Here is a 13,649-nt window from a genome sequence, read left to right as displayed (position 1 = left end):
AAAAACCTGCCCAATTTAGAGGTCATCAATCGGGTGGAAAAGCTACTGGGTTATACCAAACAATACCTGGCGCCCGATCCGGATTCAAAAGGCACCCGCAGCTACCAACTGCTTGAGCTCAAGGTGGACCCCATCAATATTGGACTGGCTTATGCTTATGACCGAACTACTTCGATGGATGACCGTACCCATTTTTTGGGTTTCAGTGCCGCTCCTTTTTTGGGGATGACGGCAAAACTGGATCTCATTCAAATGGGGGCGGCGTATTGCAAGATAGAGCGTGTGGCAGCCAAATTCAGGGAGGCGGTGGCCCGCAGGAATTCAAATGATAAAAACTATTTAGATCTGGAATGTTGCATTATTTTGACATGCAATCTGTCCTTTCAATTGGGTGCCGCTTATAAACAAAAGCAGTGGACTTTTGACGCCGGTAATAAGAATGATTTGAAATTGAGTCTGGAGGGAAAAATGAATGTCGCCTTTAAGACCCATATTATGATAATGGAAGTCGCAATGGGAGCGGGCGTGGCTGTAAAAACAGCGGCGGGTTTTGAACTTGATCAACATGATAAAGGGATCGATCTGGCTGGCTACCATAATGGAATTGTTGCGGAAATTGAGGTCGTTGTGGATGCAAAGAAAAAGAATAAAGAAATAGATAGTACAAAAAACTTATTTGAAGTCAAAAAGAAGTGGGTTATTGCCGATCCATTAAAAGCCAGTGAATCCCCGTTAAGAATTAATCTGATAGGAGAAGAACGGTCTGTGGTTCGCCCCGAGATTGTTCCAGGCGCTGAAATCGCGTCATGGGAAATGGGTTATGACCCTAACTTTAAGCCTAAGATGGATAACATCCCATTTATTACCGGATTTCCAAGAATGTAAAGAGGCATGAAAGGATAAAAAATGAAATTAAAATTGTTATTACTATGGTTAGGAGTGATTGCTATGTCTGATGCTAACGCGAGTGAACCGCGGTTGTATATCCGCAGTTTATTCGATATTCAATATGCTTTTTGTGATATTAAAACTAATGGCGTAACGGGAATGGATAACCGTAATTCGGCTCGGGAAGGTCGGGGATTTGGTACCGGCAGTACAGCATCTATGCTATTCATGGCTAATGGTGAAAATGAAATCAGTCTGGAGTTTGGTGCGTTGGATTGGTTTTCTCCAAGTGAAATGTCAGATAAAACTCGTAATCACTTTAACCCTGAAGCTAAATGCACGCTGGAACTAACTACTATGCGTGGTAAAAAGAGCGAGGTGTTGACAGTAATTGAAGTAGCGATAGATAAAAACGGTCAACCTTTGGCAATAACACCAGCAAATGAAGCAAAATATGCTGCTATTAGTACACCAGTGGTACGTCATGTGATACAGGCAGAAAAGGTAGAGGCTGGGCATAAAGATAAAAAATTCTTTAATAGCCGGAAATTTCCACCCAATATGACCTTATACCGGTTTAGCCGAAATGTGGAAATCAGTGGCTTGCCTGAATGGGAGTGGATAAAGGCAACACTTTATACGGATACCTCAGAACAGCGTCAGCAATTGCAACAGGCTTATATGGCGGTCTGGCAGGCCTATAACGCCAAAGATGTGAATACTATACGGGTACAACAAAAAGCATCTCTCAAAGCTTGGGCTTGGGCTACTAATGAAAGCGAAGAGAGTATTTTCGCTGATCAATCTGTTTACAGTGATATCAACGAAAAAGGTTTCAAAATGAAACCAATTAATTGGGATGACTATACCGTTAAAATAATGAATCAGGGCAGAATGGTCAGATTGGTGAATAAATCAGATCCAGAAAGTTCCCCAATATCCTACTATTATGTTGATGAAGATGGAGAAACGGTTTTGTCTACCGTTGCACCGATTTTCTCATTAATTAACGGTCGTTTTGTTCAGGTGATTTAATGGGTAGCAATATCGGGTTATTTGGCCCGATATTTTTTCTTGATGGAAAATTCAATAAAAGTTGGTGATATCAGTTCAGCATTGGTTGATTGTAAAGCGACACTGGGATTATGGGGTTGGTTAATATTAAAGTGGGATAGTAATTACGTTTATCACTGGAAATCCAGAAATGTAATGAAAGAGGGTTAGATAATTTATTAATTTAACATACATTCATAGATGGTTTTTTTTTGGTTGGGAATAAAAATTTTATTATTTTTCGTGCCGAAGTATCAGTGATATTAAATAATGCTTTCTATATTGGAAAAATATAATTAACTCTTGAAATCCTATTTTTAATTAAATTTATGTTCCATCATCATATTGTTTCCTTGTTATTACAATTTTCTGGTGTATTTTCTTTAATAATATAATGGTTAAAATAGATTGATTGTTTGCACACAGATGTTAGCTTTGTATTTTAAAATTCTTATGTAAGCAAGCTTTTAGTAAATGAAATATATTATTTTTTTGTAAGGGGAATAAATGAGTAATAAAAATGATTTTAAAGCATTTTCTATTAAAGATGGTGCTAATGTGGTGTCTCAATATTTATATGAAAATAGTCCAGAGTTGCAGACTGGATTTCCTCCAGTAGGTCTCACCACGCATGTATTAAATAAAGCATTACGTCAGTCATCAACAATAGCCTCTGTTGTGGCTAATTTTATGTCCACGCAGTGTGGCAAGGATGTTTTGGATAATGGTGATTTGGCAACCCTTAATCAGACGTTTACTGATTCATTACAGTGTCATATGAATAAACAGCTTCCTGGTAACTTATCACCTAATGGTTATCAACAACTGCCTGGTGGATTAATACTTCAATGGGGAAGACATAATTTTACTCCGTTAGCGAGAAACAAGGTTGTTTTACCAACACCTTTTAAGCATGGTTGTTTGAAGGTTTTTATGTCACCTGTTGGTGATTGGATATTTCCGATGTCAGCAGCACCTAACGGAACGTTGAATACTTTTGATTCTTGGGTTGCTGCGCGAACAGTTAACGCTTATGGAACTGAAATTAAGTTATCTGCTAATGATACTTATGTATATGGAGATTATTTCGCAATCGGTTTTTAATTAATGTTTTAGAGTGAATAATAAGCCGAACTTGTTTCGGCTTGTTATTGAAATGGAATATGTTAATGTCATGGAATAGAATGGCATTATATATTCCCTATTAATTTTTTGGATATTATAGTAATAATAGATATATAAAATTATCTCGAGGGTATATTCCCAATGGATTAATAAGAAAATATATCTGGAAAACAGGTAAAACAAATCGTTATAATTGCCCCTGATGTAATCAAATGAGATACCGTAGTGATTGAAATATATAGTGACGAATATTGGATGCAGCAGGCGATAGAACGAGCAATGAACGCGCAAGAACAGGGGGAAATACCTGTTGGCGCTATATTGGTTGCTGATAATAAAATCGTTGCGGAAGGTTGGAATCAATCTATTATTGCGCATGATCCTACCGCTCATGCTGAAATTATTGCGTTACGTAAAGGGGGAGAGCAGTTACACAATTATCGTTTGATAAATACCACCTTATACGTCACCCTCGAACCTTGCACTATGTGCGCTGGCGCCATGATACATAGTCGAATACAGCGGTTGGTTTATGGCGCCAGTGATATGAAAACTGGCGCCGTAGGTTCTTTGGTTGATATATTGCGCCATCCTGGCATGAATCATCAAATTGATATTACCAGCGGCGTGCTTGCTGAGGAATGTTCGACGATGTTGAGCGCTTTTTTCAAACAACGTCGGCTGCAACATAAAGCAGTAAAAGCCGCCAGAAAACAGCAGGAAGAAAATCAATAGATATTATTGACTCACTCTTTTAGTACCCAGATATGGTACTCGCCGTTTATCATCTCTGCACCTTCCAGGATTTTTTCAAAGCCTGGGAACTTTTTATTCCATTCACCGATCTGGCGAATATATTGTAACCGGGGAGCATGTTCATCGCCAAAACGTTCTCCCGGTAGGATTATTGGTATACCTGGCGGATAAGGAATGACACTAACAGCCGATATGCGCCCTGCCAGTTCATTAAGCGGTATATGTTCAGTACGGCCTCCCATATGATCAAGGTGTGCTTGTCGGGGGAGTTTCACTATCTCAGGTAATTGGCTAAATGATTTCTTTTGCTCAATATCTATTTCATATTGTTTTATATACGCAAATATTTTATCCGAAATATCTTTGAGCCCCATATTTTCATAATATTCAGGGTATTGCTTCGCGAGTTTTGGCAAACATTGTTTAAGTGAAGTGTTAGCGTCATAGTGTTTCTTAAAATTCAACAATACATTGATCAACGTTCCCCATTTACCTTTGGTGACGCCGATAGAAAACAGGCAAAGAACAATAAAATCGGTGGTACGTGCCGGCACAATATCATGCTGACTGAGATAAGCGGAAAGAATTTCGGCTGGAATGCCATTTTCCAGCAATTCATCATTATCATTCATTCCTGGGCACAAAATACCGACTTTTGTCGGATCTAGCAGGCACCATTCTTCTGATAGATTGGTAAATCCATGCCATTTATCTCCCTCTTTTAATACCCAACAGGCAGGATCTGTTGCCAATTGTTCTTTGTTTGCTTCATGGAAAGGAATTAATTTACCGTTATCTGAGCTGATAATCTCTCTGGCATTCCAGGGCGAGAAGAACCAATCATCTTTTTGTTTAAATTGATGATGGGTTTTTGCTAATGTCAGACGGAAGTCGACGGCTTCATTAATCGCATTTTGTATTAGTCTTTGCCCTTGTGGGCCATCCATCATGGCAGCGCCAATTTCATTAGTGGCGATCAGCGAATATAGCGGTGAAGTTGTAGAATGCATCATATAAGATTCGTTGAAACGAGAATGTTCAACGGGTTTTTTACCATTGCGAATATGGATATACGATGATTGTGATAATGCTGCCAACATCTTATGCGTAGATTGAGTGGCAAATATTGTCGGGCCATGACTGTCAAAATCTTTTGGGTCATCACGCATTGAATAACGGTGTTTATACATAGGGTTAAAACGAGCATAAGCAAACCAGGCTTCATCAAAGTGAATTTGATCAACACTTTTTGCTAGTAAATTTTGTGCTTGTTCTGCGTGATAACATATTCCATCGTAAGTACAGTTGGTCACGACCGCATAAACAGGTTTACTGTCTATCGCGATCGCTTTTAACGGATGTTCATCAATGATTTGTTGGATATATTCTGGTTGAAATTGATCTCTGGGTATGGGACCAATAATGCCATAGCGATTGCGTTGAGGAATAAGGTATATGGGCAAAGCCCCAGTCATTATTAAACCTTGTCCAATGGATTTATGGCAATTGCGATCGCATATAACAATCTCTTTCTCGCCAATAATGGCGCCCATGATAATACGGTTAGAACCCGAAGTGCCGTTAAGAACGCAATAACTTTGATGCGCGCCAAAAACCATTGCTGCATATTCTTCTGATTCTTTAATCGCACCTGTATGATCTAGCAGTGAGCCAAGTGTTTTTCTTTCTATGCCAATATCACTCCGGAATAAGTTTTCCCCAAAGAAATTAATTAATTCTCTTCCTGCCGCCGTCTTAGTCAGCGCGACACCGCCTTGATGTCCCGGCGCAGTCCAGGAATATTCCGGTGATTCTTGAGTATATTGCAGTAATGCACGAGTGAAAGGCGGTAATAATTGGGCATAATATTTCTTAATTAGTGAACTGGCGCGAGAGGCGATAAATCCAGCCGTGTCTTCAAGCATCCAGACGAATTCATCTGCCAATCCCATGATTTCAAGCGTCAGCGTGTCGATGCTGGAATATTCCGCAGTCAACAATACCGGAATGGTTGTATTGTGTTTGCGTATTTCTTTCAGTAATTCCAGAACTTGTTTATGAGATTCATAGTTATTATCTCCTGAAGTCCAATCAACAAAAATACAGCATAGTGAAGAATCAGAACAAACTGTGGCTATGCCATCTTGAAATGTCGCAGCCAGGATAACAGCGAAATTGTTCTTTTTTAATGCTTCTATTAACTCTGTAAAGGCGCGACCATTCGCCGTCGTCGAGCTAAATACATGGCTGCTGACGACCATAATTTTATTTTGTTCGTTAATATCTAAATTAATCATGATTTATCCTATGGGAGAGATAGTGTCCTGACGAATTTAATATGGTTAGTTGGATTAGCTGTCAAACATAATATAACTGAGGATATATAATGGCTGTAATTGACTCCTTAGAGCCTTATATTTGTTTACTTATTTTGGTTGGTTTTCTTGGGAAATTAATTTTTTCCGGTTTTCTTTGGCCTGTAAATATCCGACTAAACTGAGCTGATAACGGCGAATATTTTCAATATAGCGATAAGCTTCATGTCCACGGGCATAGCCATAGGTGGTATTTGTATAATATTTTTTCTGGCTTAATAGCGGCAGCCGTTTTTTGACATCGAGCCAACTATCAGGGTTTCCTTTCTGTGATGCCGTCAATTTGCGGGCATCTAACATGTGTCCATAACCCATATTGTAAGCAGCCAGAGCAAACCAGATACGCTCATCTTTAGGAATATTTTCGGGTAGTCGTTTCATTAGATCTTGCAGATAGATCGCGCCTCCCTTAATACTCTCTTCCGGATCAAGGCGATCAATAACGCCTAACCCTTTAGCTGTCTGGCTGGTTAACATCATCAGGCCACGCACACCCGTGGGCGAGGTTGCCTGTGGGTCCCAATGAGACTCTTGCCAGGCAATGGCAGCAAGTAGTTGCCAACTGATATCACCGGAATATTTTTCAAATAGTGGCCGATAGGTAGGCAGAATATTATTGATGGCGCTTAAAAAAGAGAGTGTATCGAAATAATCAAATGAGTTGACGTGACCAAAATATTTTTCCTCCAATCGTGGCATGACATTTTGTTCCGTTAGCTGGCTGAAAAAATCCAGCATGGCAGCATAAAGGCTGTAGTCGTCAATGCGTTTTAAATACCATGTCAGCGGGTTATCTTCGCTAATATCAAAAGCAACGGCCAGATTAGGGTGAGTACGTTGTTGTAACGCGACATTAATCGAGTCGCCTAACGTATAATCCAGTTTACCTTCTGATACCTGTTCCAGTAGTTCGCGAGTGTTATATTGCTGTGTCTCCTTCCATTCGAGCTCAGGAAAATCTGTATTTAGCTTTTTCAATGTGCTGGCATGAGCAGAACCAGAAGCGACTAGCAGTTTACCTTTTAAGTCTTTAAAAGAGCGAGGGCGTGGAGTTCCTTTGCGATAAATCAGTTGTTGAGAGACTGAATAGTAAGCTGGACCTGCGCGGGTTTGAGCTAATCTTTCTTGATGATAGGTCAAGCCGGCGGCCAGAAAATCAGCTTCACCCTTTTCCAGGTCATCGAATAATTGATTAATATTTGTTCTGAACTTAATTTCTAATTTGACGCCAAGATAATCAGCGAAGCGTTTTGCCAGCTCGTAATCAAATCCATTGGGTTCTTTCTTACTGGTAAGGTGAATCAGAGGTGAGCTAATGGTGCTGATCCGTAGCTCTCCTCTGGTCATGATCCTGTTAATCTGCTCCTGCTGTTTATTCGGCCAACTGATGTTCAGACTGATGATGGCGGCAGAAAAAAGAGCGATAACAATGATAACGAAATAATTTATTTTTATATTATTCAAACGGTTATCTCTGTGTAACGCGGTATGGTGCTATGTGGAAACGCGCTATATTGTTATGGTTAAATTTCCAGTGATTGAGCATTTTGCGGAACAAAAACTGGCTGTGCAACTTAATTGATACTATTTGTATGGTCCGGCGATAGAATAAGAGGCTTTAATAATCGTCACGCAAACGGTTTCGTCATGGGTGACAATCCTCTATAATGGGCTCATTTCCCCTTAGGCATCTATTAAGCTTTGCTTCTAAGATGAGAGAATTGATTACTATGAAAATTCTGCGTGGCTCACCTGCTTTATCTGCATTTCGTATCACTAAACTCCTTTCTGTATGTCAAGAACAGCAACTTCCGGTGGATGATATTTATGCCGAATATGTTCATTTTGCAGAGATTAATGCACCTTTGAGTGATGCTGATTCAGCGAAGTTACAACAATTATTAAAATATGGGCCTTCGCTGGCTGAGCATGAACCCCAAGGTGCGTTGTTGTTAGTGACACCTCGTCCGGGAACGATTTCTCCGTGGTCTTCCAAAGCAACGGATATTGCTCACAATTGTGGCCTGTCCCAGGTTGTGCGTCTGGAGCGTGGTCTGGCTTATTACATCCAGAGTAGTGAAATGAGTGATGCACAGTGGCAAATATTGTCATCATTGCTGCATGATCGGATGATGGAAACGGTCTTTACTCAATTGGAACAGGCGGAGAAATTGTTTTCTCGTCAGCAACCCGTTCCGTTAAAACGCATTGATATTCTGCAAGCAGGACGCGGTGCGTTAGAAACTGCCAATATTGAACTTGGATTGGCGTTGGCCCCGGATGAAATTGATTATCTGATGGACGCTTTCCAGAAATTAGGACGCAATCCAACAGATGTTGAGCTTTATATGTTTGCTCAGGCTAACTCAGAACATTGCCGTCATAAAATCTTTAATGCTGATTGGATTATTGATGATCAGGCACAGCCTAAATCATTGTTTAAAATGATTAAAAATACCTATGAGCAGACACCTGATTATGTCCTGTCAGCCTATAAAGATAATGCCGCGGTGATGGAGGGATCTGTTGTTGGCCGTTTCTTTGCCAGTGCGGAAAACGGTTCATATGACTACCATCAGGAGCAGGCCCATATTCTGATGAAAGTGGAAACCCATAATCACCCGACGGCGATTTCGCCTTGGCCGGGAGCATCGACGGGTTCGGGTGGTGAAATCCGCGATGAAGGGGCGACCGGTCGTGGCGCTAAACCTAAAGCGGGTCTGGTGGGATTTTCAGTATCCAATCTGCGGATACCGGGTTTTGAGCAGCCGTGGGAAGAGGATTTCGGTAAGCCTGAGCGTATCGTCAATGCCTTGGATATCATGATGGAAGGCCCTTTAGGGGGCGCGGCATTTAATAATGAATTTGGTCGTCCGGCGTTGTTGGGTTATTTTCGTACCTATGAAGAAAAAGTAAACAGTCATAACGGCAGCGAATTGCGTGGTTATCACAAGCCAATCATGCTGGCCGGCGGGATAGGTAATATCCGTGATGAACATGTCAAAAAAGGTGAAATTTCCGTTGGCGCGAAACTGATTGTGCTTGGCGGCCCATCCATGAACATTGGCTTGGGTGGCGGGGCCGCATCTTCTATGGCATCGGGGCAATCTGACGCGGATCTGGATTTTGCTTCGGTTCAACGGGATAACCCGGAAATGGAGCGCCGTTGTCAAGAGGTGATCGATCGCTGTTGGCAGCTAGGCGAAAACAACCCGATTCTGTTTATTCATGATGTTGGCGCGGGTGGGCTTTCCAATGCGATGCCTGAGTTGGTCAGTGATGGTGGTCGCGGCGGACGATTTGAGTTACGTAAAATTCTCAATGATGAACCGGGGATGAGTCCGCTGGAAGTTTGGTGTAATGAATCACAAGAGCGTTATGTGCTGGCTGTTGCGCCGGAACAACTTCCGCTGTTTGAAGAGATTTGTCGGCGTGAGCGTGCGCCTTATGCCATTATCGGCGAGGCAACAGAGGAACGTCATTTGCTGCTTAATGATGAACATTTTGATAACCAGCCAATCGATATGCCGCTGGATGTATTGCTCGGTAAAACACCAAAAATGTTGCGCAATGTCAGTACATTAAAAGCGAGAGGTGAAAGCCTTGAGCGCCGGGATATCGATCTGGCGGAAGCGGTGAAACGCATTATGCATTTGCCGGCGGTGGCAGAAAAAACCTTCCTGATCACGATAGGCGATCGCTCTGTCACTGGCATGGTTGCCCGCGATCAAATGGTTGGACCGTGGCAGATCCCGGTTGCGGACTGTGCTGTTACCACTGCCAGCCTTGATAGCTACTATGGCGAAGCGATGTCTATGGGTGAACGAGCGCCGGTCGCGCTACTGGATTTTGCTGCCTCCGCCCGAATGGCGGTTGGTGAAGCCCTGACCAATATCGCTTCTGCTTATGTTCAGGATTTGAAACGCGTTAAACTTTCAGCTAACTGGATGTCTGCTGCGGGTCACCCTGGCGAGGATGCTGGTTTGTATGCGGCGGTTAAAGCGGTGGGTGAGGAGTTGTGTCCTGCGCTAGGGCTGACTATTCCTGTGGGTAAAGACTCCATGTCGATGAAAACCCGTTGGCATGACCAAGGCGAGGAGCGTGAGATGACGGCGCCTTTGTCACTGGTGATTACCGCTTTTGCCAGAGTGGAAGATGTACGCCGTACAGTCACGCCGGAGCTTTCCACCGATGAAGATAATGTGTTGTTATTAATCGATCTGGGGCAAGGAAAGAACGCATTGGGCGGTACCGCATTGGCGCAAGTTTACCGTCAACTGGGTAATAAAACCGCGGATGTACGTAGTGCTGAGCAATTGGCTGGTTTCTTCAATGCGATTCAGCAACTGATTGCGGAACAAAAATTACTGGCTTATCACGACCGCTCTGATGGTGGTTTATTGGTAACGTTGGCTGAAATGGCTTTTGCCGGGCACTGTGGCATTGACGCTGATATCAGTGTGTTTGATGAAGATATTCTGGCTGCGCTCTTTACCGAAGAGTTGGGCGCGGTGGTTCAGATTCGAGCATCGGATAGAGGATTTGTTGACAGCGTTTTGGCAGAACATGGTCTGGCCGATTGCGTGCATTATCTGGGTAAAGCCAAAGCAGGTGATGATTTTGTGATCTTTAGCGGCAATACTGAAGTCTATCGCCAGAATCGCAGTACTTTGCGTTTGTGGTGGGCAGAAACCACATGGCAAATGCAGCGTCTGCGCGATAACCCGGAGTGTGCAGATCAAGAACATCAGGCTAAACAAGATAATCAGGACCCTGGGCTGAATGCAAAATTGACCTTTGATATTTCAGAAGATATTGCAGCGCCTTACATTTTGCAGCAGGTAAGGCCGAAGGTGGCTGTACTGCGTGAACAGGGTGTTAACTCCCATGTTGAAATGGCCGCGGCGTTCCACCAAGCAGGTTTTGAGGCGATTGATGTTCATATGAGTGATTTGTTGTCTGGACGCATTGGATTGAGCCAATTCCAGACATTGGTTGCCTGTGGTGGCTTCTCGTATGGTGACGTGTTGGGGGCAGGTGAAGGTTGGGCGAAATCAATTCTGTTCAATGAGCGTGTTCGTGATGAATTTGCGGCTTTCTTTGCACGACCTGATACGTTGGCGCTTGGTGTTTGTAATGGTTGTCAGATGATGTCTAACTTGCGGGAGTTGATCCCCGGTGCCGAACATTGGCCGCGTTTTGTCCGTAACCGTTCAGAGCGTTTTGAAGCACGATTTAGTCTGGTGGAGGTGACTGACAGCCCATCACTGTTCTTGCAAGATATGGTGGGTTCTCGAATACCGATTGCGGTTTCTCATGGGGAAGGGCAAGTGGAATTCCGTGACAGACAGCATCTTGAGATGCTTGAAAGCAGCCAGTTAGTGGCGCTGCGTTATGTGAATAACTATGGTCAGGTCACGGAAAACTATCCCGCTAACCCGAATGGTTCAGTGAATGGCATTACCGCAGTGACTAGCTTTGATGGCCGAGCAACCGTGATGATGCCGCATCCAGAAAGGGTATCCCGCACGGTAAATAACTCCTGGCATCCAAATGAGTGGAGCGAAGATGGCCCGTGGCTGCGAGTTTTCCGTAACGCTCGTAAGCAGTTAGGGTAATCAGGTGGTTTTTTAAACGATAGTATTGATTGGCTTCATTGAGATTCTTTATTTCGTAATTGATATAAGATCACAATTGAAGCCATTTTTTTATTTGTTTTAGCGTTCCATCCAGAGGTATAAACGGCTATGTTTGGATGGCCTGGTAATGAATCTAAATAGAAAGGTTTTTCACGTTTTGGCTAATATAATTATACAAATTTTTTAAACTTATATATTGAGCATATGGAAATGAGCTGGTTTTGTCGAATACGAAGTTGATAGATAAACCGATTTCGATCCCAGTCGTGTTGTTTGAGGATAGACCTATAATAAGGGGTTGGAGTCCAATAGAACGAATAGAAAGAATCACATCATCCTGACCTCAGAGAGTAAATCGGGATGACGATCCAACACTTTAAGCAACTTCACTAAAGCTAGAGATGGCTTGGCCTTGCTGTTTTCATAGCGCGAGAAAGCATTGATGATGCCGCCGAAGCTTTCAGAAGCTTCCCGCTGATCAAGCGCGAGCTTCTTACGTACTCTGGCAATGAACTTGGGATCGACTATGGCCGCGTTGACTTGCTTCGAGAATGTCCGCATTTCGCACATGACGCGTTCTGATTCCGCAGCATCCAAAATAGATTCGGCGCAGGCAGGGCAGAAGTCGCCTGCCATCTTATATTACTCATAATTTTATCTATAATAATGAGTTGAAGAAGGCCATGTGTAGTAGAATTATGAAACATTATTTATATTCTTTTTTCTAAATTAATAAACTTCGTAGTTTTGTCCGGTTTGAGCTCCGTCGATACTTTTCCTAAAAGCAAGAGCTACACGGCTTGCAGGAACAGCGTTAAAACCTGGGAAAAACTCACCGTATTTATCCAATGATTCCTGTAAGACATTAGGGCTAACGCTGTTTATGCGTATTCCCCTTGGCATTTCAATTGCGGCACATTTTACAAATGCCTTGACACCACCATTTGCCATAGCTGCTGATGCTCCTTGTAGGATAGGGTCGTCCATTATAATTCCAGTTGTTAAAGTAAAACTTCCGCCATCGTTAATATAGTCCATCCCTAACAGTACCAAGTTAATTTGGCCTTTAAGTTTACTGTTGATTCCTATTTCATTTAACTCTGGAGTTAATTCTGAAATTGATCCAAAATGCGCGCTACCTGTTGCACTGACTACGGCATCAACTTTTCCAATTTTTTCATACATACGCTTAATGCTATCAATGGAAGTGATATCAACTATAACATCTAAACCATTCCTTCCAGCACGAATGACTTCGTGATTTTTTTCTAATTCTTCCGAGATTGCTTTTCCTATTGTACCGCTTGCTCCAATAACAATAACTTTCATTTCTATTTACCCTTTTCTAATTAATAAAAATATCGTTGCATAGTGAATATTACTCTTAACTCGATATAGGTGGAAGTCTCCAATAATGCTAGAACATAAAATTAAATTTACAACTCGAATAGTTTAATCAGGCAATAGTGTAAGGTGGAATTTGTATTAAATAAGCTTAATTCGGGTGTTTTTAAGACATTTCTGGCGCATTTTTAAGATGTTTTTTAAATAGTATTCATAAAAATATAGTCTAAATTGAGTGCATATTATACATTTTGGTGTTATTTTCATCTAAAAAATGTTAAAAAATAGAATTTTTTAATGATAATTTAAGTTTGAGTATATTTTTTATGGAACGCCAAAATACATTGTCAGAAATTTATGGCATCCAAATGAATGGAACGAAGATGAGCTGTGGCTGAAAGTTTTCCGTAATTCTGGTAAGCAGTTAGGGTAATCAGGTGGTTTTTTAACAAAATCTGTGGAATTCTCC

8 protein-coding genes and 1 pseudogene are annotated in these 13,649 nt (G+C 41.9%); 5 read left to right on the top strand and 4 right to left on the bottom strand.

Features of this window, described 5'->3' with window-relative positions:
* The 4 genes and pseudogenes from V2H77_RS07825 to tadA form a co-directional block, all read left to right on the top strand.
* Positions 1-885: pseudogene (locus V2H77_RS07825) on the top strand (hypothetical protein); the annotation flags it as partial.
* A 21-nt stretch (positions 886-906) separates the two neighbouring features.
* Entirely contained in the window at positions 907-1,923 is a 1,017-nt protein-coding gene (locus tag V2H77_RS07820; protein ID WP_341498357.1) for a hypothetical protein, read from the top strand.
* A 525-nt stretch (positions 1,924-2,448) separates the two neighbouring features.
* Positions 2,449-3,045, top strand: a complete 597-nt coding sequence (locus V2H77_RS07815; RefSeq protein WP_256125164.1) for a gp53-like domain-containing protein — start codon at positions 2,449-2,451, stop codon at positions 3,043-3,045.
* 246 nt (positions 3,046-3,291) lie between these two features.
* The gene (gene tadA / locus V2H77_RS07810) at positions 3,292-3,801 is read left to right on the top strand and encodes a tRNA adenosine(34) deaminase TadA (protein WP_265379993.1); all 510 of its coding nucleotides are present in this window, start codon (positions 3,292-3,294) and stop codon (positions 3,799-3,801) included.
* 11 nt (positions 3,802-3,812) lie between these two features.
* Here the strand turns inward: tadA and V2H77_RS07805 are convergent, their stop codons facing one another.
* Positions 3,813-6,119 (bottom strand): Orn/Lys/Arg family decarboxylase, encoded by a 2,307-nt coding sequence (locus V2H77_RS07805; RefSeq protein ID WP_341498356.1) that lies wholly within the window; start codon positions 6,117-6,119, stop codon positions 3,813-3,815.
* A 129-nt stretch (positions 6,120-6,248) separates the two neighbouring features.
* Positions 6,249-7,661 (bottom strand): membrane-bound lytic murein transglycosylase MltF, encoded by a 1,413-nt coding sequence (gene mltF, locus V2H77_RS07800; RefSeq protein WP_341498355.1) that lies wholly within the window; start codon positions 7,659-7,661, stop codon positions 6,249-6,251.
* 266 nt (positions 7,662-7,927) lie between these two features.
* On the opposite strand from mltF, the gene purL reads away from it, so the two are divergent.
* Positions 7,928-11,815: a phosphoribosylformylglycinamidine synthase gene (purL, locus tag V2H77_RS07795; RefSeq protein ID WP_341498354.1), complete on the top strand. Its 3,888-nt coding sequence runs from the start codon at positions 7,928-7,930 to the stop codon at positions 11,813-11,815.
* Between the two features lie 348 nt (positions 11,816-12,163).
* Here purL and V2H77_RS07790 read toward each other — a convergent pair whose 3' ends face one another.
* Both V2H77_RS07790 and V2H77_RS07785 read right to left on the bottom strand, forming a co-directional pair.
* The gene (locus V2H77_RS07790; protein WP_341498353.1) at positions 12,164-12,472 is read right to left on the bottom strand and encodes a type II TA system antitoxin MqsA family protein; all 309 of its coding nucleotides are present in this window, start codon (positions 12,470-12,472) and stop codon (positions 12,164-12,166) included.
* Between the two features lie 93 nt (positions 12,473-12,565).
* Positions 12,566-13,165, bottom strand: coding sequence for a short chain dehydrogenase (locus V2H77_RS07785; protein WP_341498352.1), 600 nt, complete (start codon positions 13,163-13,165; stop codon positions 12,566-12,568).
* Positions 13,166-13,649: the final 484 nt, after the last annotated feature.

Source organism: Photorhabdus sp. P32 (assembly GCF_038085095.1).
GTDB lineage: Bacteria > Pseudomonadota > Gammaproteobacteria > Enterobacterales > Enterobacteriaceae > Photorhabdus > Photorhabdus luminescens.
Note: the sequence above shows the minus strand (reverse complement) of the source record. Positions and strands in the feature narration are given on the sequence as shown.

Excerpts from the sequence above, each read along its gene's own strand:
- V2H77_RS07815 (WP_256125164.1), top strand. The coding sequence starts at position 2,449 with ATGAGTAATAAAAATGATTTTAAAGCATTTTCTATTAAAGATGGTGCT.
- purL (WP_341498354.1), top strand. The coding sequence starts at position 7,928 with ATGAAAATTCTGCGTGGCTCACCTGCTTTATCTGCATTTCGTATCACT.
- V2H77_RS07785 (WP_341498352.1), bottom strand. The coding sequence starts at position 13,165 with ATGAAAGTTATTGTTATTGGAGCAAGCGGTACAATAGGAAAAGCAATC.
- V2H77_RS07805 (WP_341498356.1), bottom strand. The coding sequence starts at position 6,119 with ATGATTAATTTAGATATTAACGAACAAAATAAAATTATGGTCGTCAGC.
- V2H77_RS07820 (WP_341498357.1), top strand. The coding sequence starts at position 907 with ATGAAATTAAAATTGTTATTACTATGGTTAGGAGTGATTGCTATGTCT.
- V2H77_RS07790 (WP_341498353.1), bottom strand. The coding sequence starts at position 12,472 with ATGGCAGGCGACTTCTGCCCTGCCTGCGCCGAATCTATTTTGGATGCT.